Annotated in this window: 18 protein-coding genes; 5 read left to right on the top strand and 13 right to left on the bottom strand. The window is 57.8% G+C overall.

Annotated elements, in window-relative coordinates; genetic code table 11:
- Window positions 1-54: 54 nt before the first annotated feature.
- The 4 genes from thrC to G5179_RS03960 form a co-directional block, all read right to left on the bottom strand.
- Window positions 55-1,329, bottom strand: a complete 1,275-nt coding sequence (gene thrC, locus G5179_RS03975; protein ID WP_421257904.1) for a threonine synthase — start codon at window positions 1,327-1,329, stop codon at window positions 55-57.
- Window positions 1,326-2,306, bottom strand: a complete 981-nt coding sequence (thrB, locus tag G5179_RS03970) for a homoserine kinase (RefSeq protein WP_421257903.1) — start codon at window positions 2,304-2,306, stop codon at window positions 1,326-1,328. The genes thrC and thrB overlap by 4 nt, the downstream gene beginning before the upstream one ends.
- Before the next feature lie 2 nt (window positions 2,307-2,308).
- Window positions 2,309-4,768, bottom strand: coding sequence for a bifunctional aspartate kinase/homoserine dehydrogenase I (gene thrA, locus G5179_RS03965; RefSeq protein ID WP_042080981.1), 2,460 nt, complete (start codon window positions 4,766-4,768; stop codon window positions 2,309-2,311).
- Between the two features lie 250 nt (window positions 4,769-5,018).
- Window positions 5,019-5,726 (bottom strand): tRNA/rRNA methyltransferase, encoded by a 708-nt coding sequence (locus tag G5179_RS03960; RefSeq protein ID WP_421208620.1) that lies wholly within the window; start codon window positions 5,724-5,726, stop codon window positions 5,019-5,021.
- A 206-nt stretch (window positions 5,727-5,932) separates the two neighbouring features.
- Between G5179_RS03960 and aceK the strand changes: the two genes are divergently transcribed.
- Window positions 5,933-7,660 carry a bifunctional isocitrate dehydrogenase kinase/phosphatase gene (gene aceK / locus G5179_RS03955; RefSeq protein ID WP_338710175.1) on the top strand — a complete coding sequence of 576 codons (1,728 nt, stop codon included), beginning with the start codon at window positions 5,933-5,935 and terminating at the stop codon, window positions 7,658-7,660.
- A gap of 78 nt (window positions 7,661-7,738) precedes the next feature.
- Here the strand turns inward: aceK and tesB are convergent, their stop codons facing one another.
- The 4 genes from tesB to G5179_RS03935 all read right to left on the bottom strand — a co-directional run bounded on the left by tesB (window position 7,739) and on the right by G5179_RS03935 (window position 12,139).
- On the bottom strand, window positions 7,739-8,605 hold the full coding sequence (gene tesB / locus G5179_RS03950) for an acyl-CoA thioesterase II (protein WP_421244361.1): 867 nt from the start codon (window positions 8,603-8,605) through the stop codon (window positions 7,739-7,741).
- A 142-nt stretch (window positions 8,606-8,747) separates the two neighbouring features.
- A complete protein-coding gene (gene uxuA / locus G5179_RS03945) occupies window positions 8,748-9,935 on the bottom strand; it encodes a mannonate dehydratase (protein ID WP_421257902.1) in 1,188 nt (395 codons plus the stop codon).
- 27 nt (window positions 9,936-9,962) lie between these two features.
- A complete protein-coding gene (locus tag G5179_RS03940; RefSeq protein WP_005347333.1) occupies window positions 9,963-10,706 on the bottom strand; it encodes an FCD domain-containing protein in 744 nt (247 codons plus the stop codon).
- A gap of 116 nt (window positions 10,707-10,822) precedes the next feature.
- Window positions 10,823-12,139: an MFS transporter gene (locus G5179_RS03935; protein ID WP_421171771.1), complete on the bottom strand. Its 1,317-nt coding sequence runs from the start codon at window positions 12,137-12,139 to the stop codon at window positions 10,823-10,825.
- Between the two features lie 316 nt (window positions 12,140-12,455).
- On the opposite strand from G5179_RS03935, the gene G5179_RS03930 reads away from it, so the two are divergent.
- Genes G5179_RS03930 through G5179_RS03915 form a run of 4 tightly spaced genes read left to right on the top strand, consistent with a single transcriptional unit; the run spans window position 12,456 to window position 16,970 of the window.
- Window positions 12,456-13,904 (top strand): fructuronate reductase, encoded by a 1,449-nt coding sequence (locus G5179_RS03930; RefSeq protein WP_421257901.1) that lies wholly within the window; start codon window positions 12,456-12,458, stop codon window positions 13,902-13,904.
- A gap of 41 nt (window positions 13,905-13,945) precedes the next feature.
- Complete coding sequence (uxaC, locus tag G5179_RS03925; protein WP_216953202.1) at window positions 13,946-15,370, top strand: glucuronate isomerase; 1,425 nt, start codon at window positions 13,946-13,948, stop codon at window positions 15,368-15,370.
- Window positions 15,367-16,329, top strand: coding sequence for a sugar kinase (locus tag G5179_RS03920; protein ID WP_421257900.1), 963 nt, complete (start codon window positions 15,367-15,369; stop codon window positions 16,327-16,329). The genes uxaC and G5179_RS03920 overlap by 4 nt, the downstream gene beginning before the upstream one ends.
- 14 nt (window positions 16,330-16,343) lie before the next feature.
- Entirely contained in the window at window positions 16,344-16,970 is a 627-nt protein-coding gene (locus G5179_RS03915; protein WP_005347342.1) for a bifunctional 4-hydroxy-2-oxoglutarate aldolase/2-dehydro-3-deoxy-phosphogluconate aldolase, read from the top strand.
- A 110-nt stretch (window positions 16,971-17,080) separates the two neighbouring features.
- Here G5179_RS03915 and rluB read toward each other — a convergent pair whose 3' ends face one another.
- From rluB to rnm, 5 genes are all read right to left on the bottom strand, one after another.
- Window positions 17,081-18,004, bottom strand: coding sequence for a 23S rRNA pseudouridine(2605) synthase RluB (rluB, locus tag G5179_RS03910; RefSeq protein WP_005347347.1), 924 nt, complete (start codon window positions 18,002-18,004; stop codon window positions 17,081-17,083).
- 134 nt (window positions 18,005-18,138) lie between these two features.
- A complete protein-coding gene (gene scpB / locus G5179_RS03905) occupies window positions 18,139-18,711 on the bottom strand; it encodes an SMC-Scp complex subunit ScpB (RefSeq protein WP_005350230.1) in 573 nt (190 codons plus the stop codon).
- Window positions 18,695-19,564: a segregation and condensation protein A gene (locus tag G5179_RS03900; protein ID WP_160880718.1), complete on the bottom strand. Its 870-nt coding sequence runs from the start codon at window positions 19,562-19,564 to the stop codon at window positions 18,695-18,697. The genes scpB and G5179_RS03900 overlap by 17 nt, the downstream gene beginning before the upstream one ends.
- Entirely contained in the window at window positions 19,557-20,177 is a 621-nt protein-coding gene (locus G5179_RS03895) for an L-threonylcarbamoyladenylate synthase (RefSeq protein ID WP_005338129.1), read from the bottom strand. Before G5179_RS03895 ends, G5179_RS03900 begins: the two co-directional genes overlap by 8 nt.
- Before the next feature lie 116 nt (window positions 20,178-20,293).
- On the bottom strand, window positions 20,294-21,175 hold the full coding sequence (rnm, locus tag G5179_RS03890; protein WP_421257899.1) for an RNase RNM: 882 nt from the start codon (window positions 21,173-21,175) through the stop codon (window positions 20,294-20,296).
- Window positions 21,176-21,522 lie beyond the last annotated feature (347 nt).

Genomic DNA, 21,522 nt, shown 5'->3' with positions numbered 1-21,522 from the left:
AATCCCCCATTACTGGGGGATTTTTATTTCTATCGGTTATCTCAGCTCGACGGCTTAACCCACCAAAAACGCCCTTAAGCGAGCAAACTCCGCAGGCAAATTAACAGAGAGCAGCGGCAGTTCGGCGTGCTTGGCCAGCGGGCCGGGCAGCGGTACATCGAGATGCAGGATCTCGTCCACCGACTCCTTGAACTTGGCCGGATGAGCGGTGCACAGGAACACCCCGACTTCGTCCTCGGCCAACTGTTCCCCCAGCAGATCCCAGGCTATGGCACCGTGGGGTTCGCAGAGGTAATCCAGCTGGTGCAGCCGTTTCAGCGCATCACGAGTCTGGGCATCGTCACGCATACCTGACCCCAGGGTCTCCAGCGCCCAGTCCTTGCGGCGGCACAGCTCCTCTACCCGTGGCCAGTTGTTGGGGCGGCTGACATCCATGGCATTCGACAGGGTGGCCACTGTCTGGTGCGGCTCCCACTGACCGGTTTTCAGATAGCGCGGCACGGTGTCGTTGGCGTTGGTGGCGGCGATAAAGCGCTTCACCGGCAGCCCCAGCGCCTTGGCAATCAAGCCTGCGGTGAGGTTGCCAAAGTTGCCGGACGGCACGCTGATCACAGCCTTGGCGCGGTCAGCTTTCGGCAGTTGGGCCACCGCTTCGAAGTAGTAGCAAACCTGCGCCAGCAGACGGCTGATATTGATGGAGTTGGCGGAGTTGAGGCCAATGGCCTTTTTCAGCGCCTCGTCGTCAAAGGCCTGTTTTACCAGCGCCTGACAGGCATCGAAGTCGCCATCGATGGCGATGGTGCGGATATTGCCGCCGAGGGTGCAGAAGAGCTTCTCCTGCAAGGGGCTGATCTTGCCCTTGGGATAGAGGATCACCACTTCAATCCCCTCCAGCCCGTAGAAGGCGTGGGCCACGGCGGCGCCGGTGTCGCCGGAGGTGGCGGTGAGGATAGTAATCTTGTCGTTGGTTCTAAAGGCCGCAAGGCACTGGGCCATAAAGCGGCCGCCGAAATCCTTGAATGCCAGGGTCGGCCCGTGGAACAGCTCGAGGGCATAAGTGCCATCTTTGAGTTTCACCAGCGGCGCCGGGAAGGTGAAAGCGGCGTTGATCAGCTCGCTCACCTTGGCGGCGGGCACTTCGTCCCCCAGCAGGTGGCTGATGATGCGGGCAGAGCGTTCGGCCAGCGGCAGCGCCAGCAGGGCATCCACATCGGCCAGCGGCTCGAGTTGTTCGGGGAAGAAGAGCCCCTGATCGCGGCCCAGACCCTGACGCACCGCCTGCGCGAAGCTCACCTGTTCGCTGTTGTCCTTGATATTGTAAAGATTCATAGCTCGCTTCCTGTTACCCGTGCCCCGGCCATGTCCAGTTTGCAGACCCGGGCAAATCCATCTTCGTTCTGCACGAAATGTGCTTCCATCCAATCTTTCATCCGCTCGGCCTGCGCCAGATCCTTCATCACCACAAACACGGTGGGACCTGAGCCGGAGATGCCGGTGGCCAGCGCCCCGTTCTGGGCCGCCTGAGCCCGTACCTCGGCAAAGCCTTCAATCAGCGCAGCGCGGTAGGGCTCGGCAATCACGTCTTTCAATACGCTGGCGGCCAATCCCTCCTGCCCGGTGTAGCTGGCGTGGACAAAGGCAGCCAGGCGGCGACCGTAGGTGAGGCAATCCTGACGGCGATATTGGGCCGGCAGAATGGCGCGGGCGGCAGCGGTCGAAACCACGGTACCCGGGTAGCAGACCACCCAGTACCACTGATCAAACACCGGAATGCCCTGACTGATAACGCCGTGCTCTTCCAGCACCAGCTGCATGCCGCCGAGATAACAGGGGGCCACGTTGTCGTAGTGGACGGAGCCGGAGATCTTGCCCTCCATCTCTCCCATCAGCAGCAGCATGTCGTGCTCATTGAGCGGCGCGCCGTGAAAGGCGTTGAGCCCTTCAAGGGCCGCCACCACGCTGCAGGCGCTGGAACCCAGACCCGAGCCGACCGGCAGGTTCTTCTCCAGCACCATTTCAAGCGGCTTGAGTTTAAGGCCGCGCTTCTCCAGCGCCTCGCCATAGGCCACCCAGCAGTCATGGAGGATATTCTTTTTCGGATCGTCCGGCAGCTTGTGGGCGTAGCGGCCCACGGATGAGAGGGCGAACGGCACGTCAGCCCCTTTTACCTGTACCCGATCGCCGAGCAGAGAGCCATCCACGGGGGCGAGCGCCGCCCCCAGTACATCGAATCCCACGCTCAGGTTGGCGCTGGAGGCGGGCGCGTAGGCAACCACGCTACTGCTCTGGTACATGTCTGAACTCATGCTTACAACTCCTGCTTCCAGTTCTGGGTGCGCAGCACGTCGGCAAAGACGCCCGCCGCGGTCACTTCGGTACCGGCGCCATAGCCACGCAGCACCAGCGGGATCGGCTGGTAGTAGGTGGAGAAGAAGGCGAGCGCGTTCTCCCCGTCTTTGACCTTGAACAGCGGCTCGTCGCCACCGACCGCCTTGATGGCCACCTTGCACTTGCCACCCTCGATGGAGCCCACATAGCGCAGCACCTTGCCTTCACGCTGGGCAGCGGCGAACTGGTCGCGGAACCAGCCATCGGCTTCGGGCAGGCGGGCCATAAAGGCTTCCACGTCGCCGCTCACATCAAAGCCGGGCGGCAGCGCCTGCTCGACTTCGACATCGGAGAGCTCCAGCGCCATACCTGCTTCGCGAGCCAGAATGAGCAGCTTGCGCGCCACATCCATGCCGTTGAGATCGTCACGGGGATCCGGCTCGGTAAAGCCGTTGCTGCGGGCGATTTGGGTTGCCTCGGAGAAGGCCATCCCCTCGTCCAGCTTGCCGAAGATAAAGGAGAGGGAACCGGAGAGGATGCCGTCAAACGCACGCAGCTTGTCACCGGCCATGATGAGGTTCTGCAGGTTCTCGATAACCGGCAGACCGGCGCCGACGTTGGTCTCGTACAGGAACTTGCGGCGAGTCTGGCGGGCGGTGCGGCGCAGCGCCTTGTAGTAATCGAGCGAACCGGTGTTGGCCTTCTTGTTGGGAGTGACCACATGGAAACCGGCGGCGAGGAAGTCGGCATACTGGACGGCTACCGCCTCGGAGGAGGTGCAGTCGACGATCACCGGGTTGATGATGTGGCTATCTTCCACCAGCTTTTTCACCCCTTCCAGCGAGAAGCTGTCGCGGGCTTCCACCAGCTGTTCACGCCAGTTGGCGAGGTTCAGGCCATCCTTGTTGACCGCCATCTGGCGGCTGTTAGCGATGCCGACCACGCGAAGGCCAGTGCCCTGCTCGGCCAGTACCGGTTGCTGGCGGGCAATCTGATCCACCAGCGCCGCACCGACGCCGCCGACCCCTACCACAAACAGATCGATAAACTGCTGGCTGCCAAAGAAGTTCTGGTGGCACGCCTTGATGGCTTCCGCCACCTTTCGATCCCGCACCACCGCCGAGATGGAACGCTCGCTGGAGCCCTGCGCAATGGCGACGATATTGATGGAGGCTTGCGCCAGCGAGGTGAAGAAGCGGGCCGCCATCCCCTTGCTGGTGCGCATGCCGTCACCGATCAGGGAGATGATCGCCAGATCGCTGATGATATCCAGCGGCTCCAGCAGCTGGTTTTTGAACTCCAGCTCGAACTCGCGCTCTAGCACCTTGCGGGTCTTGTCGCTGTCGTAGCTGTGGATACAGAAGCTGACGCTGTACTCGGAAGATGACTGGGTGATCAGCACGATACTGACCCCGGCGCGGGAGACGGCTGAGAAGATACGACCGGCCATGCCAACCATCCCCTTCATGCCGGGGCCGGAGACGTTGAACATGCACATGCCGGAGAGATCCGAGATGGCCTTCACTTTCAGGTCATCGTCGCCGCTCTCGGGGCCGATAAGGGTGCCCGGCCCCTGCGGGTTGAAGCTGTTCTTGATGAGGCAGGGAATGTGGAACTGGGCCACCGGCGCGATGGTTTTCGGGTGCAGCACCTTGGCACCGAAGTAGGAGAGCTCCATCGCCTCCTTGTAGGAGAGGGTTTTCAGCAGATAGGCATCCGGCACCAGACGGGGGTCGCAGCTGTAGCAGCCTTCGACGTCAGTCCAGATCTCGCAGCACTCGGCATCGACACAGGCAGCCAGCACGGCGGCGGAGTAGTCGGAGCCGTTGCGACCCAGCAGCACGGTCTCGCCCTTGTCGCTGCCACCGGTAAAGCCCGGCATCAGGTAGAGGCAGTCGCTACGCAGCCCCTTGGCGGCAAAGCGCAGGCGGGAGGCTTCGATATCGACATGGGCTTCCAGATAGCCGCCGTCGGTGACCAGCAGCTCTTCCGGTACGATCAGCTCCAGATCCAGACCACGCACCCGCAGCAATTCGTGCATAAAGGCGATGGAGAGGTTCTCGCCACGGCTCAGAATGCGCGCCTGCACGTTATCCGGGCAGAGGCCCAGCAGGCGGATGCCCTGCATCAGCCGCTCCACCTGATCCAGCTCGGCGGTGAGACGGGCCAACAGCGCCTTGTCATCGAGCGCCGGATAGGCCGCCTTCAACCCGGCCAGCAGTCGGGAGAAGATACCGTTGACTTCAAACAGGGTGGAACTGGCATCCATGCCGCGACTGGTCTGTTCCACCAGCGCCACCAGATGATTGGTCACCTTGGCAGGTGCAGAGAGCACCAGGGCTACCTGAGATTGGCCGTGGGTGTTGACCGCGATATCGGCCACCCGTAAAAAACGCTCTGCATCGGCCAGTGAAGACCCGCCAAATTTCAACACTCTCATCGCTTTCTCTCCCTGTAAATCTATGAAATTCAATCTAAAAACCAGTCCAACAAAAAGGCCCGTACTGGGTGGGTACGGGCCTTTTCTGATTTCTGTGCTTGTTCGTCAGCGCATCAACCGGCCCCAGTGCCACCTGTGGTGGTACCGGTAATAATGGTGGTGGTGATGACGTTGGTGAATAACTGCATGACGAACACTCGTTGACGAAGCTGGCTTTTAGCAATACCGCGGCGGGCGCTGGGCTGTCAACTTAAACCTCTTTGCCAAGTTTGCGCGCAAGGTCTTTGCAGAGCAGGTGGAGCATGTTCAAATCCCGCTGCGGCAGCATGGGCACCCGGTCCATCACCCATTGATACAGTTTTTCATCCTGCGAAACTCCGAGTTCACCCAGCAATTCTGCTGTTTTGCTTTTCAGCACCCGAACCTGCCCAGCGTTATCAAAATTTTCTGCTACCGCAGTGGCGCCGTCGGCGTTCAGCTCATCCATCAGCTGACTCATCTCGTAGGCGTAGAGCATGATCGCCTGCCCCAGATTGAGAGACGGGTAGCTCACCTTGAGGGGCAGATAGCTGATGAGATCGACCTCGGCCAGCTGCTCGTTGGAGAGCCCCGACTCCTCGCAGCCAAAGACGATGGCGACCTTGCCGAGTGATGGCTTGGCGCGGATCTGCTCGCGGATCTCCCCCGGCGTGAGGTAGTGCTGGTAGCGACCGCGCTCACGGGCAGTGGTGGCGATCACCAGATCCATATCCGCCAGCGCCTCGGGCAGGGTATCGAACGCCTCGGCCTGGGTCAGGATCTCCTGGGCGCCGTGGGCTACCCAGCTCGCCTCCTCCTCTTCGTGTACCCGGCTCGCCACCAGTCGCATGGCATCGAATCCCATGGTTTTCATGGCGCGGGCAGCCGCCCCCACATTCGCAGGTCGGGCAGGTGCCACCAGGACAAAATAGAGCTTCATCGGGTTTCCTCACAGGCCGAACGGCCTCTCAAACAGACAGCAAACAGTCGCTAAACCATCACCAAAACAGGGGCGCAATCTACCGTTTATCCCCGAAAATTGCCACTTGAACAGACGTTTGAATGTTGCGATAGTGGCCAGACGTGTGAACAAATTACACCCAATCCTTCGCGCTATCGGCCCGACAGATCACAAGGAAGAGAGAGATGCAGCAGCCATTGGAACAGGCCGTCGCCGAGACTATCCTGCAACGCTTCGAGTCGTTTTACAGCCGGTTTCTCGAGATAACCCAGGGCAGCAAGAGCCGCTTCGAGAACAGTGACTGGCTGGGGGTGCAGCTCGCCGGGCGCGAGCGTATTCGCCTCTATGACCACCATGTAGGGGCCACCGCCAGCTCCATCCGCCAGATGATGGGGGAGCACCACGCCACCCAGGAGCTGCTCAAGCGGGTCAAAAGTGCCTTCAGCGATCTGCTGCCCCGTTGTGACAACTTCGAGGTGGCGGAGTCCTTCTTCAACTCCGTCTATCGCCGGATCTTCCGCCATCGCAATATCCGCGACGAAAACCTCTATATCCACCCCTTTGTCAGCCGTGGCGAAAAACCGGACTTAAGCGCCCTGCTGCGGATCTATCGCACCGATCTGGCCCACTTGCCGCAGACGTTGAGCCAGCTTTTGGGGGATTACAGCTTCACCCTCCCCTACGAGGACAAGCAGCGGGATATTGTCGACATCCACCGCCATCTTGCGGAGAACGGCCCGCAAATACTCCATGACGAGCCCTTTGCCATCGAGCTGCTCAAAGAGGTGTTCTACCGCAACAAGGGGGCCTATCTGGTGGGACTGATCCGGGCCCGGGATCAGGTCTTCCCCTTTATTCTGCCCCTGCTCAGCACAGGCCAGAGCATCTATGTGGATACAGTTATCTTCGAGCCGGATCTCGCCTCCATCGTGTTTGGCTTCGCCCGCGCCTACTTTATGGTCTATGCCCGCGAACCGGCGCTGTTTGTCGCCTTCCTGCGTCAAATCATGCCCCACAAGCCCGATTACGAGATCTACAACGCCATCGGCTGCCAGAAGCACGGCAAGACCGAGCTCTATCGCCACTACCGCCACCATCTGGCACAGAGTCGGGATCAGTTCATCATCGCCCCCGGCATCAAAGGGATGGTGATGAGCGTGTTTACCCTCCCCTCCTACGATGTGGTGTTCAAGGTGATAAAAGACGAGTTCACTCCCCCGAAGGATGTGAGCCACGAGCAGGTAAAGGCGAAATACCGGCTGGTTAAACAGCACGATAGGGTTGGCCGGATGGCCGATACCCAGGAGTTCACCAACTTCGAGTTTCCGCTGGATCGCATCTCGCCGGAACTGCTTGCCGAACTCAAGACGGTGGCACCCTCGGCCCTCACCATCAGCGACGACAAGCTGGTGATCAAGCACCTCTATACCGAGCGCAAGATGATCCCGCTCAACCTGTATCTGGACAAGGCGGACGAGCAGCAGACCCGCCTCGCGCTGGAGGAGTACGGCAACGCCATCAAGCAGCTGGCGGCGGCCAACATTTTCCCGGGGGACATGCTGTTCAAGAACTTCGGCGTCACCCGTCACGGCCGGGTGGTCTTCTACGACTACGACGAGATCTGCTACATGACGGAGTGCAACTTCCGCCAGATCCCGCCGCCCCGCTACCCCGAGGATGAGTGGAGCGCCGAGCCCTGGTACTCGGTGGCCCCCAACGACATCTTCCCAGAGGAGTTCGCCACCTTCCTGCTGCAAAAGCCGCAGGTGCGGGAGATCATGCTGCAGCTGCACAAGGAGATGTTCGACGCCAACTACTGGAAGATGCTGCAGAGCAACATCAAGGTGGGGGTGTTCGAGGATGTCTATCCCTACCGGCGCAAGAAGCGCTTCAAGTACCAGCGCGGCGGCTGAGTCCGCCGAGCCCGCGCACATCGCAGCAACGAAAACGGGGTGGCCCAAGCCACCCCGTTTTGCTATCCGCTTTGCGCCTTAACTGCCGCGACGGCGGATCACCCCCTCCTGCATGGTGCTCGCCACCAGCACCCCGTCGCGGGTAAAGAACTGACCGCGCACCAGACCGCGACCGTTGCTGGCGCTCGGGCTGTCTACCACGTAGAGCAGCCAGTCGTCGAAGCGGAAATCCCGGTGGAACCACATGGAGTGATCGATGGTGGCCACCTGCATATCCGGCTCCCAGTACGACACCCCGTGGGGCTGCAGCGAGGTGAGCAGGAAGTTGAAGTCGGAGGCGTAGGCCAGCAGGTATTTGTGCACCCGCAGATCGTCCGGCATCTGGCCGTTGGCCTTGAACCAGACGTGGCGTACCGGATCCTGCACCGTCGGGCGAATAGGGTCGACCAGGGTCACCGGACGCATCTCAATGGGCTGCTCGCAGAGGATCTTGTCCCGCAGGGAGGCCGGGATCAGGTTCTCGTAGGGGCGCACCAGCTCCAGCTCGCTCTTGAGCTCTTCCGGCGGGGTGATGCCGGTGGGCATCTGCGCCTGATGCTCGAAGCCATCGGCCGGCACCTGAAACGAGGCGTTGAGATAGAAGATGGGCTTGCCGCCCTGAATCGCCTTGACCCGACGGGTGGAGACGGTCTGGCCGTCGCGGATATTCTCCACGTCATAGACGATGGGACGGGTCACATCCCCCGGACGCAGGAAGTAGGAGTGAAAACTGTGAACCTGACGGCCGGTCTCGACCGTCTGCTTGGCGGCTGACAAGGCCTGCCCCATTACCTGTCCGCCAAACACGGCCCGAAGACCGAGATCCTGGCTCTGGCCCCGAAACAGGCCCTCCTCGATTTTTTCCAGCGCCAGCAACGCCAGCAGCTCATCAAGTACCTTGCTCATTGTTCACTCCTCTATCAGAGCCGCACAGGCTAACAAGAGCTGATCCGGGGCGCAATCTTTTGGCTGGCAATCAAGGATTTCCGGATAGAAGAAAGGAGGCTCGATAGCCTCCTGTCTTCTATTCAACCAGACACGATAATGGTCAGTTATTTGAGAAAAATGCCTTGGTTATACCCATTTCCAATCCCCTCACTTCAGCCAGCCCTTTAAGACGACCAATACATGAGTATCCGGGATTTGTTTTCTTATTCAGATCATCAATCATCTGATGACCATGATCAGGTCGCATGGGGATAAGTCTATTATCACCATCTTTCAGTCGCCGTTGCTCTTCACGTACAATTTCCAACACTACATTATACATGTCGACATCACCATCAAGGTGAGCCGCTTCATGGAATGTCTTCGGATTATCTTCCCGCTTGGTTGAACGCAAATGGGTGAAGTAAATACGATTCCCGTAACGTTTTATCATATCAACCAGGTCATTATCCCCACGCACACCATAAGAGCCGGTACACATGGTAATACCATTGGCCTGACTGGGAATCCGGTTAACCAACCACGCGATATCATCAATGGTAGAGACAATGCGCGGTAACCCCAGGATCGGGCGGGGAGGATCATCCGGATGGACAGCCAAACGGGCGCCAGACTCTTCACAAACAGGGATTATTTCATCGAGAAAATAGGCCAGGTGCTCTCGCAAACGCTCTTTGTCGATATCCTTGTATTTATCCAGCTGAGCCTGGAATGCTTCCAGAGTATAACCCTCTTCAGCACCAGGTAAGCCGGCAATGATATTCCGGGTCAGTGTCTCTATTTGCTCCGGGCTCATTTCATTAAAGTAGCTGAATGCCTGTTGCTGCTCTTCCGGTGAGTATTCGTGCAAGGCACCCGGGCGCTTGAGGATGTAGAGCTCAAAGGCGGCAAACGCAATATGGTCAAAACGCAGGGCTCGGGAACCGTCCGGCATCTCGTATTCCAGATCGGTTCGGGTCCAGTCCAGTACGGGCATGAAGTTATAGCAAATCGTGTCGATGCCACATGCAGCCAGATTACGGATCGACTCTTTATAGTTCTCTATCCATTGCTGATACTGGCCAGAATGTGTCTTGATCTCTTCATGTACAGGTACACTTTCAACTACCGACCAGGTTAAACCTTTTTCTTCAATTAATGCTTTGCGAGCGAGTATCTCGTCTTTATTCCAGATCTGACCATTTGGTATATGATGCAGGGCAGTCACAATACCAGTTGCCCCCGCCTGTTTGATATCATTCAAGGTTACCGGGTCATTAGGCCCATACCAGCGCCATGTTTGTTCCATTACTACCTCTTGGTTTAAATTCGTTCGCTAACTTGAAAATCTGACTGGATAAGAGCCAAACAAAAATCCGTCAAACTCGGGAGCATCAACATCTGACAACTCCATCAATCGCTGTTTGACATTCTCTAAATGGGTCCACATCGCCAGTTTGGCTGCCGCAGGATCTTTTTTTTGCATTGCAGACAAGATTGCAACATGGTCATTCAACCACTCTTTGCGATATTCAGTAGTGGCAATCCGGTCATGCAAATGCTGCCACATCGGGTTATTTTCTCGACTAACCCAAGACTGGCGCCACAATGCCACCAGCATGTTGTTATGAGTCGCTTCGGCTATTGCCAGGTGAAAATTCATATCACCCTCTTCACCCTCACCACTCTCGACATCACGACGCTCAGCCTCCAGGGCTGCGCGCATTTTTTGTATATCTGACGGAGTCACCTGAATGGCGGCAAACTCTGCGATATTGCTCTCCAGCAATTGCCGGGCTTGCAGCAGTTCAAAAGGTCCCATCACGGTATCATTCGGGCTGAAATTTGGCTCGGAAGGGATCGCAATGACATAAATACCGGACCCCTTCTTCACTTCTACAAAACCTTCAATCTCGAGCATGATGAGAGCCTCTCTCACCACAGAGCGCCCCACTCCCACCTGTTCAGCAATGTCGCGCTCAGGAGGAAGACGGGAGCCCAAGGCGTACTTGCCTGAAGCCAACTCTTCCTTGATAAACTCACCAACTTCACGATATTGACGCTTTACTTCAACACTCATGGCTTGCTCTCAAATTGGTAGCGTAGTTTTCCAAAATGGTAAGCAACCAACAACAATTGGTCAACCAAAGTAATCATGATATCCAGTATCAACACCTTGGTGACCCTCTGACATGCTTATGAGAGCGTTGTTGCAGCCTTCTCCATGTGAAGATGAGTCAACCTCTGGGCTGCCGGCTCTTTTAGCAATACCCACAGCACAACGGCACCCACCAAGTCAAAGACACTGAGGCTAATGAAGAAAGGCCCATAGCCAATAATTGCCACCAAGGCCCCCATCACCAGAGTGAACGATAGCTGGCCAATCCAGGCTGCCGAACCCGCAAGGCCAACGACTGTCGCCACTTCATTCTTTTTGAAAAGGTCTGCCGACATGGTAATAACCACGGTTGACAACGTCTGGTGAGCAAATCCACCGATACTCATCAAGGCAATCGCCACGTAGGGATCCTTAATAATACTGACAAAGCCAATTGCCAACATAAGTATCGCCCCAATGGTGAAAGTAGCTCGCCGCGCATTCAGTGTTGTCATATTAAGTTTTTCCATGAAAAACTTTGCAATAAATCCACCCGCAATACATCCGAAATCAGCAGCAAGAAATGGTAACCAGGCAAACATGGCAATTTCTTTAAGAGGAAGATGCATTACCGAAGTCAAGTATAGAGGCATCCAAAAACTGAGCGTTCCCCAAGCTGGATCTGCTAGAAACCTTGCTATTGCCAAGCCCCAAAAATTACGCTGTTTGATAATTTCTTTTATTTCAGGCTTACCCTCATTGGCTGTGAGATGTTTCTCTTGCCCCTCTTCTATATATGTCAGCTCGTTCTGGGAAATCCATTTATGTTTTCTGGGGGAGCGATATACAAGAAACCAGGTGATCGCAAAGAGGATCCCCACACCTCCGGTGATTATGAATGCCATTTCAGTGCCTAACCCACTGCTTTCAAAGGTTAGCATTGCCCAGACTACCAACGGAGGAGCAAGCATGGCTCCGACTGAGGTACCAGCGTTAAACAATCCACCGGCAATGCCACGCTCCTTGGCTGGAAACCATTCGGCACTAGCCTTCATCCCTGCTGGAATAGCCGCAGCCTCCGTCAACCCCATGCCGCCACGCAATACCGCCAAACTAATCCAGCCGCCAGCAAATGCATGCGCCATATTAAATAGAGACCAAGCGACTGCAAAAATAAAAAAGCCTACTTTCAAACCAATCATATCGATTATATAACCAGCAATCGGCTGTGCAATTGTGTAACATATCTGAAATGCACTTACGATCCATGAATATTCTTTTTCTGTAAAATTCAGCTCACTCATTACTTGAGGTGCGGCAACACTCAATGAGCTGCGGGATAAATAGTTAACTATTGTGCCAAGACAAACCAAGGCGATGATATACCACCTAAAGTTTTTAACTTTGATGCTCATAATGAATCCTTCAATCACCAATTTAAATGAGTCAGGCCACATCAAGGCATATTGACTACTGCGATGTGCGGCCATCATCTTGAGGTAACAGCCATAGGTCAACCAACTTAACTCATTTGGTTGATCTCGATCTCAAAAAAAGATCTATTTGGTCAACCAAAATAGACTTATGGCTGACCTGGAGATAGCATGCAGAGGCTGATATCCCAGTTACCCATACAAGTCATGTCACGACACGCAACGGTTGGCTGACGCCTTTGGCGCCAACCAGCGACTCTGGTGATGTGCAAAAATTTATAAATCGAGGCAAGAAAAGATGAAGAACAAGCTGAGTGAATTGATGTTGAGCCCCTATCCGCGAGCAGCACTGCGAAACCGGATAGTTCATATCGGCTTCGGCGCGTTTCATCGAGCCCACCAAGCCTTGATTACCCATGAGACGCTCGCAGCTGGCGGAGGTGACTGGGGGATCTGTGAGGTCAACCTGTTCGGTGGTGAGGAGCTGATCCGATCGCTCAGAGCACAAGACCACCTCTACACCGTGCTGGAGAAGGGTGCCGAGAGCGTACAGCCCAAAGTGATTGGTTCTGTGGTGGAGTCACTGCACCCCACCTTTGACGGCATGTCCGCCATCCTCGAGAAGATGGCAGAACCGCAAGTCGCCATTGTATCGATGACGATCACTGAAAAAGGCTATTGCGCAGACCCTGCCACCGGGCAGTTCAACCCGCAGAATCCGTTGATCCAGCACGACTTGCAGCACCCTGATGCCCCCACTTCCGCCATCGGCTGCATCGTTGCCGCCCTGCGCCTGCGCAAAGAGCGTTGCCTCCCTCCCTTTACAGTCATGTCTTGCGACAACGTGCAGGAAAATGGTCATGTTGCACGTCAGTCCATTCTGGGATTTGCCGAACTGCTCGATGGAGAGCTGGCATCCTGGATCCGTGAGCAGGTCACCTTCCCTTGCACCATGGTCGACCGCATCGTACCTGCAGCCACCCCTGAGACGCTGGCCGAGATTGAGCAGGCCATTGGTGTGGCTGACCCCTGTGGTATTGCCTGCGAGCCATTCCGGCAATGGGTGATTGAAGATAATTTCGTCAATGGCCGACCGAACTGGGATCTGGCCGGTGCCGAATTTGTCAGCAATGTCGTGCCCTTTGAAGAAATGAAATTGCGCATGCTGAACGGCAGCCACTCATTTCTCGCCTATCTCGGCTACCTCGGCGGCTATGCCCATATCGCAGACACCATGACCAATCCGGCCTACCGCCAGGCTGCACTTGCCCTGATGCTCAATGAACAGGCGCCAACCCTGAACATGCCTGTTGGAACTGATCTCGAGGGCTATGCCCAACAACTGATCGCCCGTTTCACCAACCCCTCGCTCAAACACCAGACCTGGCAAATCGCCATGGATGGCAGTCAAAAGCTGCCACAACGCATGGTCGACTCCGTCCTCTTCCATCTGAAGAACGGCAGTGATTACCGGCATCTGGCATTGGGCATCGCCGGATGGATGCGTTATGTCAGCGGTGAGGGAGAAAACGGTGAGGTGATCGATGTCAGGGATCCCCTGCTACCCCGCTTCCAGGCGATCTATGCAGAGCACGGCCTCAGTTGCAACGTGGTCAAACCGTTGCTGGCCATTGAGGCCATCTTTGGCCCGGAACTGCCGCAACAGGGTGCTTTTGTCGATGCGGTCACTCGGGCCTATCAAGGACTGCTTGACCACGGTGCCCGTCACTGCGTCGCTGCGCTCTAATCACCATATCTGGCAATGACAGGACCAAGGGAGAAATGAATATGAAGTCTTTCCTGTGTAAGGATTTTCTGTTGAACAGCGATGCGGCACGTCATCTCTACCATGACTATGCCGCTGATATGCCTATCTATGACTACCACTGCCATCTCAATCCACAAGAGATAGCGGAAGATCGCCGATTCGATGATCTGGGCCAGATCTGGCTGGAGGGGGACCATTACAAATGGCGAGCCATGCGCAGCGCCGGTATCCCGGAGGCTCTGATCACCGGCAAAAACAGCAGCAGTCGTGACAAGTTCAATGCGTGGGCACAGACAGTCCCGCAAACGCTGGGTAACCCTCTCTATCACTGGACCCATCTAGAACTGCGCCGCCCCTTCGGTCTGGAGGGTATCACCCTGGCGCCAAACACCGCCGACAAGGTATGGGATCACTGCAACGAACTGCTCGCCACCCCGGCCTTCTCCGCCCGCGGGTTGATGCAGCAGATGAATGTCCGCATGGTCGGTACCACAGATGATCCGGTGGATTCACTTATCTATCATCGCCAGATTGCCGAGGACCCCGGTTTTGCTATCGAGGTGCTCCCCAGCTGGCGCCCCGACAAGGTATTCAAGATCGAGCAAGCCGGTTTTGCTGACTACATTGGGACATTGGGTGCCGCCGCCGATGTCGACATTACTACCTTTGCCGACTTGCTGACTGCGCTGGAACGGCGCCTTGAACACTTCGCCCGACATGGTTGCCGGGCAGCGGATCACGGTATCGAAGTGGTGCGTTATGCACCAGTTCCCTCCGATGCGACCCTGACTCAACTGCTCCAGCGCCGACTGGCCGGAGAGGTGCTGGACGAATCGCAGATTGCAGCCTTCTCCACTGCCGTTCAGGTATGGCTCGGCCGTCAATACGCCAAGCGAGGCTGGGTGATGCAGTTGCATCTGGGCGCTCAACGCAATAACAACAGCCGCATGTTCACTCTGCTTGGCGCAGACTGTGGCTTTGATTCTATCGGAGACAAGCCGTTTGCCTGGGAGCTTGCTCATCTGCTGGATGAGATGGATCAAACCGATGAGCTGCCCAAGACCATCCTCTATTGCCTTAACCCTCGTGATAACGAGGTGCTGGCAACCATGGCGGGCAACTTCCAGGGGGGAGGCATTGCAGGCAAGATCCAGTTCGGCTCAGGCTGGTGGTTCAACGATCAGAAAGATGGCATGCAGCGCCAGCTGGAGCAGCTCTCTCAACTCGGTCTGCTCAGCCAGTTTGTCGGCATGTTGACCGACTCCCGCAGCTTCCTCTCCTACACTCGCCACGAATATTTCCGCCGCATTTTGTGCGACATGGTGGGGCGCTGGATTGAGCAGGGCGAAATCCCCAATGACCTACAGCTGTCCGGGAAAATGATCCAGGATATTTGCTATCACAATGCAACCCGCTACTTTCAGCTGCCAGGAGCCCGGGGATGAAACGGATTGCCCTGCTCGGGGAGTGCATGATTGAGCTCAATGGCACGCCTTTTGGCGACATGCAGCAATCATTCGGGGGCGATACCCTCAATACCGCCATCTATCTCGCGCGAGCCTCCCAACCCACCGATATCCAGGTGAGTTATCTGACCGCCATGGGCCAGGATCCTCTCAGCCAGCAAATCATCGTGCGCTGGCAACAGGCCGGGATCGACACCAGCGCGGTGCTCATCGACCAACAGCGCCATCCCGGCCTCTATCTTATCCAGCTTGATGAGCACGGCGAGCGCACCTTTCTCTACTGGCGCAACGATTCAGCTGCCCGTTACCTGATGCAGCACCCGCAGTTGCCACGGCTCAAGCAGGCCGTCAGCGACGTGGATGCGCTCTATCTCAGCGGCATTTCGCTGGCGATCCTGCCCGCGGCAGATCGGCAGGCGCTGCTGCTGTGGCTGGCTGAGCTGCACCAGGCGGGCGTAGCGATCATCTTTGACAGCAACTATCGCCCCGCCTTGTGGCAGAGTCCGGCCGACGCCCGGGCCTGTTACCAGCAACTGCTGGCCATCACTACGCTGGCTCTGGTCACCGACGACGATGAGCAGGCCCTGTGGGGGGACGAGGATGTGACCCGGACCCTGCAGCGCCTCACGGCGGCCGGGGTGCAGCAGGCGGTGGTCAAACAGGGGGCGGCTGGCTGCTGTTACCAGGCCCTGCAAACCGGGGAACCTGCCATCACTATCCCTACCCAAGCGGTCAGCAAGGTGGTGGATACCACCTCGGCCGGTGACTCCTTCAATGCCGGTTTTCTGGCTGGCTACCTGCAAGGACGGGCGATCGACGAGTGTGCCCGCATGGGCCACCGACTGGCGGGGATCGTCATCCAGCACAAGGGGGCAATTATTGCGGAAAGTGCCACCCGCAGTGTCACCGACAGCTTCATCAAACCAGCATCACACTAAACGAGGTCAACTGAATGTCATCCATTACTGAACAACTGCAGGCGCTGAAAGTGATCCCGGTGATCGCCATCGAGCAGGCTGAAGATATCATTCCACTGGGGGCAGCCTTGGCCAATAACGGGCTGCCGGTTGCCGAGATCACCTTCCGCTCCGCCGCGGCTGTCGAAGCTATCCGTTTGCTGCGCAAGGCATATCCAGAGATGCTGATTGGCGCAGGCACCGTGCTCAACCGCGAGCAGGTGATCGCAGCCAAAGAGGCGGGTGCCACCTTTATCGTCTCCCCCGGCTTTAACCCGAACACCGTCAAGGCCTGTCAGGAGCTGAACATCCCGATCATCCCAGGGGTCAATAACCCCAGCACCATTGAAGCGGCGCTGGAGATGGGGCTGACGACGCTGAAGTTCTTCCCGGCCGAAGCATCAGGTGGTAGCGCGATGATCAAGGCGCTGCTGGCACCTTATACCCAGATCACGCTGATGCCCACGGGTGGGATCTCGACTCACAATATCAATGAATATCTGGCGATCCCGCGGGTCATTGCGTGTGGTGGTTCCTGGATGGTCGACAAGAAACTGATCGCAGAGAAACAGTGGGAAGAGATCGGCCGACTCACTCGTGAAGCAGTGGCACAGGTCCAATAATATTGCCGCCAGGCAACGCGCTGACAAAAAAGGCCCGCACCATCTGGTGCGGGCCTTTGCTTGGCCGACTGCGCACTTGAACAGCGTGCAGTACGCAACGGGTTGTCAGCTTACTTGCTGCCGGTACCGGAGTTGCGGGTAGAGGCTTGCGGCTTGCGACGGGCGGTGGTGGCGCGAGCGCGCGGCTCTTTGCCCTGCATCTCTTTGTGACGCTGCACGGCGCGACGGATCTGGGCTGCCTGCTTGTGACGGCTGGTTTTGCCATCCTGCTGCAGGTCGACCTTGGATTCGGTCTCCGGCGGCAGGTTGACCAGACCGCGCAGGTAGTTCACTTCCGGCAGTTTCAGCTCTTGCCAGCCGCCGCGCGGGATGCCGCGGTCCAGCTTGACGTCGCCGTAGCGGATACGCATCAGGCGGCTGACCTGCACTTCCTGGGATTCCCACAGGCGGCGCACTTCACGGTTGCGACCTTCGGTCAGGGTAACGTTGAACCACTGGTTCAGGCCCTCACCGCCAGCCGGTTTGATCTTGTTGAACTTGGCGGTGCCATCTTCCAGCTGCACGCCCTTGCGCAGACGCTGCAACATGGCTTCAGTGATCTCGCCAAAGACACGGACCGCGTATTCCCGCTCCACTTCGTGGCTCGGGTGCATCAGGCGGTTGGCCAGTTCACCGTCGGTGGTGAACAGCAGCAGACCGGAGGTGTTGACGTCAAGGCGGCCGACCGCGATCCAGCGGGCACCTTCCATCTTGGGCAGACGATCAAACACGGTGGGACGACCTTCCGGATCGTGACGGGTACACATCTCCCCTTCCGGCTTGTGGTAAGCCAGTACGCGGCAGATCACTTCCTCTGCGGCACGGGTCTTGACCTGGTGACCATCCACCCGGATCACGGCGTTCACTTCGACGCGATCCCCCAGTGTGGCGACCTTGCCATCCACACTGACCCGACCTGCGGTGATCAGGGCCTCCATCTCACGACGGGAGCCGTGACCCGCGCGGGCCAACACTTTTTGCAGTTTTTCACTCATCGGGGTTACCTGATTGTTGATCGCTGCCCACTGGTAAAAGGGGCAACGGGGTTAACTGTAACAAACGCCGGTTGGAGCACTCGCCACAGTTGAAAAATGTATATCTCGGTGACATTGGCACACTTGGGCGCCATTCACCGGGCATCGCTCTCCCCGTCCACCGCAGAGGGCAACAGGGGTTGCAGCTCCGGATCCAGCTCGGGGAGCTGCTCCAGACTCTGCAGATTAAAGTAATCCAGAAACTCTCTGGTGGTGGCGAGCAGCTCGGGGCGACCCGCCACCTCTTTGTGGCCGATGCTGCGCACCCAGCCACGCTCTTTCAGGGTATTCACTATCTGGCTCGACACCGCCACTCCGCGGATCGCTTCGATCTCTGCCCGGGTGATGGGTTGGCGATAGGCGATCAGGGTCAGCGTCTCCATCACGGCGCGGGAATAGCGCGGCGCCCGCTCGCTCCAGAGCCGCGAGAGCTCTTCGGCATACTCCTGACGCGCCTGAAAGCGCCAGCCGGAGGCGACCTCTTTGAGCTCGACGCCTCGCGAGCTGTAATCTTGCCTGATCTCGGCCAACAGCAGCTGAACATAGCGACTGGTCACCGGATAATCGGCCAGCACGCTGCTTTTCAGTTCGCTGACATTGAGCGGGCGACCGGCCACAAACAGCGCCGCTTCGATCAGGGTCTTGAGTCGTTCAGTGGGCAGCGCCACGGTTGCCCTCCTCGCTCTGCTCGGCCAATGCGAAATGGATTGGTCCCAGCGGTTCTGCCTGCAGGATCCAGATCAGTTGCTCCTTGCACAGCTCCAGCAGGGCCAGAAACGTCACCAGTACCCCCATGCGCCCCTCTTCGGCACGCAGCACCTGCTCAAGGCGCAGGGTCTGCCCCAGCGTGAGCATGGCAAGGATCTCCGCCATGCGCACCCGGGTCGGGATCTGTTCGCGGCGGATCTGGTGATGTTCGAAATGAGTCGCGCGTTTTACCACACTTTGCATGTAAAGGGCGAGCTCAACCAGCGAAACATCGGGCGCAAGTGGCTTGAGGGCACCAAAATCGGGGGGCAAGGCGGCTGCGATATAAATCTCCCGCTCCACCCGTGGCAGCTCATTGACCCTCTCCGCCCCTACCTTGTAGCGCTCGTACTCCTGCAGGCGGCGAATAAGGGTCACCCGAGGGTCTTCCCCCTCCTCTTCGTCCTCCAGCTCCGGTGCCTTGGGCAGCAGCAGGCGGGATTTGATCTCCGCCAGCCAGGCCGCCATCAGCAGATACTCCGCCGCCAGTTCAAGGTTGAGCCCCTGCATCAGCTCCACGTACTCCATGTACTGGGCGGTGATCTGCAGGATCGGCAGGTTGAGGATATCGAGCTGCTGACGCCGGATGAGGTAGAGCAACAGATCGAGCGGCCCCTCGAAGGTATCGAGGAACACCTCCAGCGCATCGGGCGGGATGAACAGGTCCTGAGGCAGCTCGTGATAGGGCTGCCCCAGGACTTTCGCGATGGGTAGCGCGGCGCCAGTCCCCGTCTCGGCGGAAGGGACTGTCACCGGTTCAGCGACATCACTCAAACGGGGTCGGGTCTCCGGCGCCGCGACGACGCAATACCGGCTCGTCGTCAGAGAAATCGACCACTGTGGTGGGCTGCTCGCCCAGATAGCCGCCGTTGACCACCAGATCGATCTGCTTGCCCAGCTTGTCGAAGATCTCTTCCGGGTCGAACTCGGCCATCTCGGAGTCCGGCAGGATCAATGTGGTGGAGAGCAGCGGCTCGCCGAGTGCTTCCAAGAGCGCCTGAGCAATCTTGTTGTCCGGCACCCGGATGCCAATGCTCTTCTTCTTCTCGTTCATCAGGCGGCGCGGCACCTCTTTGGTCGCCTTGAAGATGAAGGTGTAGGCGCCCGGGGTGTTGTTCTTGATCAGGCGAAACGCGCTGTTGTCGACCTTGGCGTAGGTGGAGATCTCGGAGAGATCGCGACACACCAGAGTGAAGTCGTGGTTAGCGTCGAGACGACGGATGCGGCAGATGCGCTCCAGCGCGCCCTTGTCACCCATCTGGCAACCCAGCGCATAACCGGAGTCGGTCGGATAGACGATCACACCGCCGTTCTGGATGATCTGTACCGCCTGACCGATCAGACGGGCCTGGGGGTTTTCCGGATGTACGTAAAAATGCTGACTCATAGCTTGTTCTCGCAATGGGGGCAGCAATACCTGCCCGCTCGTATGGTCACGGGTCAAAGACCCATGACACTACCTTAACCTGTTTGAACCTGTTTGTGGCCGCTTCGCTGGCGCCGTTACCGGCTTGCCAGCAGCTCGGCTTGTTGCTCGGTGGTGAGCCCAAAGTGATTTGGATAGGCCAACCAGATGGGCATCCCCTCTTTGGGCAGCCAGAGGTGGCGGCCCAGCTCGGTCCAGTTGGAGGGGAAGTGAAAATCCGATCCCACCGAGATATAGAGGTCGTGATCCTTGGCCCACTGGCCCAGATTGGCCCGCTCCTGCGGACTCTGCTGGGGCAATGAGACCTCCATGGCATCGCCACCGGCCGCCTTGAAGGCCACCAGCAGCCGCTTGATCCACTTGGCGGTGAGATCGTAACGGCTGGGGTGGGCCAGCACCGCCAGCCCGCCAGCGGCGTGAATGGCAGCGATGGCTTCGCTCATCTCGGGCCACTCGGCCGGGGCATACCCTTTATTGCCACGGCTCAGGTACTTTTTGAATACCTTCTGCATGTTGTCGGCCACCCCACGCGCCACCAGCACCCTGGCAAAGTGGGCGCGGGTCACGGCAGCATCACCGGCGAGCGCCTTGGCCTCTTCATAGGTGCCGGGGATGAGGCACTTCTCCAGACGACGCCCGATTTCCAGCGCGCGCGCCTGACGGCGGGCCAACTGACCGGCCAGAAAGTCGGTCAGCTGCGGATTGTTTTCATCCACCCCCAGCGCCACGATATGAATTTCGTGATGCTCCCAGCCGGTGGAGATCTCGACCCCGCTCACCAATCGCAGCGGCAGTTGCTCGGCTTCGATGGTGCGGCGCACCTCATCAAGCCCAGCGAGGGTATCGTGGTCAGTAACTGCTAACACCTCGACCTGTTTTTCGGCAGCGCGACGCACCAGTTCGGCGGGGCTCAGCACCCCGTCGGAGGCAGTGGTATGGCAGTGAAGATCGAATCTCATCAGGTTATTCCGCTCTCGTGGTCAGGTCACCATTCATGGCAAATCGGTGAAAGAAGGCTAAAAAGCGACTTGACTTGGCCGCGGCTTTATCGTCTTCTGTAGGCACTTCATTGCAAACATCTTTTTACAGGACTTTATCATGCAAACGACTTCCATCCTGACCATCTGGTGGTGGCACACTCCCTGACATGCGGGCGTGTGGTCGTTGCTGTACCTGTAATCTGACAGCAAATTAAGAACCCAAAGAAAAAGCCCGCTGACCCCAGCGGGCTTTTTTATTATCCGGCAAATGGACCTGTGATGAAACCGAGAATTCAGACAAGCAAGCTGACCTGGCGATGGCGCCC

Origin of the sequence: Aeromonas sp. 600886, from assembly GCF_049174935.1 — a bacterium.
In the GTDB taxonomy this organism is placed as follows: Bacteria; Pseudomonadota; Gammaproteobacteria; order Enterobacterales; family Aeromonadaceae; genus Aeromonas; species Aeromonas veronii_A.
Note: the sequence above shows the minus strand (reverse complement) of the source record. Positions and strands in the feature narration are given on the sequence as shown.

What these genes read in the sequence shown, in the direction of transcription:
- thrA (WP_042080981.1), bottom strand. Translation starts at nt 4,768, where the DNA reads ATGAGAGTGTTGAAATTTGGCGGGTCTTCACTGGCCGATGCAGAGCGT.
- uxaC (WP_216953202.1), top strand. Translation starts at nt 13,946, where the DNA reads ATGAAGTCTTTCCTGTGTAAGGATTTTCTGTTGAACAGCGATGCGGCA.
- tesB (WP_421244361.1), bottom strand. Translation starts at nt 8,605, where the DNA reads ATGAGCAAGGTACTTGATGAGCTGCTGGCGTTGCTGGCGCTGGAAAAA.
- G5179_RS03920 (WP_421257900.1), top strand. Translation starts at nt 15,367, where the DNA reads ATGAAACGGATTGCCCTGCTCGGGGAGTGCATGATTGAGCTCAATGGC.
- uxuA (WP_421257902.1), bottom strand. Translation starts at nt 9,935, where the DNA reads ATGGAACAAACATGGCGCTGGTATGGGCCTAATGACCCGGTAACCTTG.
- G5179_RS03915 (WP_005347342.1), top strand. Translation starts at nt 16,344, where the DNA reads ATGTCATCCATTACTGAACAACTGCAGGCGCTGAAAGTGATCCCGGTG.
- G5179_RS03960 (WP_421208620.1), bottom strand. Translation starts at nt 5,726, where the DNA reads ATGAAGCTCTATTTTGTCCTGGTGGCACCTGCCCGACCTGCGAATGTG.
- thrC (WP_421257904.1), bottom strand. Translation starts at nt 1,329, where the DNA reads ATGAATCTTTACAATATCAAGGACAACAGCGAACAGGTGAGCTTCGCG.
- rnm (WP_421257899.1), bottom strand. Translation starts at nt 21,175, where the DNA reads ATGAGATTCGATCTTCACTGCCATACCACTGCCTCCGACGGGGTGCTG.
- rluB (WP_005347347.1), bottom strand. Translation starts at nt 18,004, where the DNA reads ATGAGTGAAAAACTGCAAAAAGTGTTGGCCCGCGCGGGTCACGGCTCC.
- G5179_RS03895 (WP_005338129.1), bottom strand. Translation starts at nt 20,177, where the DNA reads ATGAGTCAGCATTTTTACGTACATCCGGAAAACCCCCAGGCCCGTCTG.
- aceK (WP_338710175.1), top strand. Translation starts at nt 5,933, where the DNA reads ATGCAGCAGCCATTGGAACAGGCCGTCGCCGAGACTATCCTGCAACGC.
- thrB (WP_421257903.1), bottom strand. Translation starts at nt 2,306, where the DNA reads ATGAGTTCAGACATGTACCAGAGCAGTAGCGTGGTTGCCTACGCGCCC.
- G5179_RS03930 (WP_421257901.1), top strand. Translation starts at nt 12,456, where the DNA reads ATGAAGAACAAGCTGAGTGAATTGATGTTGAGCCCCTATCCGCGAGCA.
- G5179_RS03935 (WP_421171771.1), bottom strand. Translation starts at nt 12,139, where the DNA reads ATGAGCATCAAAGTTAAAAACTTTAGGTGGTATATCATCGCCTTGGTT.
- G5179_RS03940 (WP_005347333.1), bottom strand. Translation starts at nt 10,706, where the DNA reads ATGAGTGTTGAAGTAAAGCGTCAATATCGTGAAGTTGGTGAGTTTATC.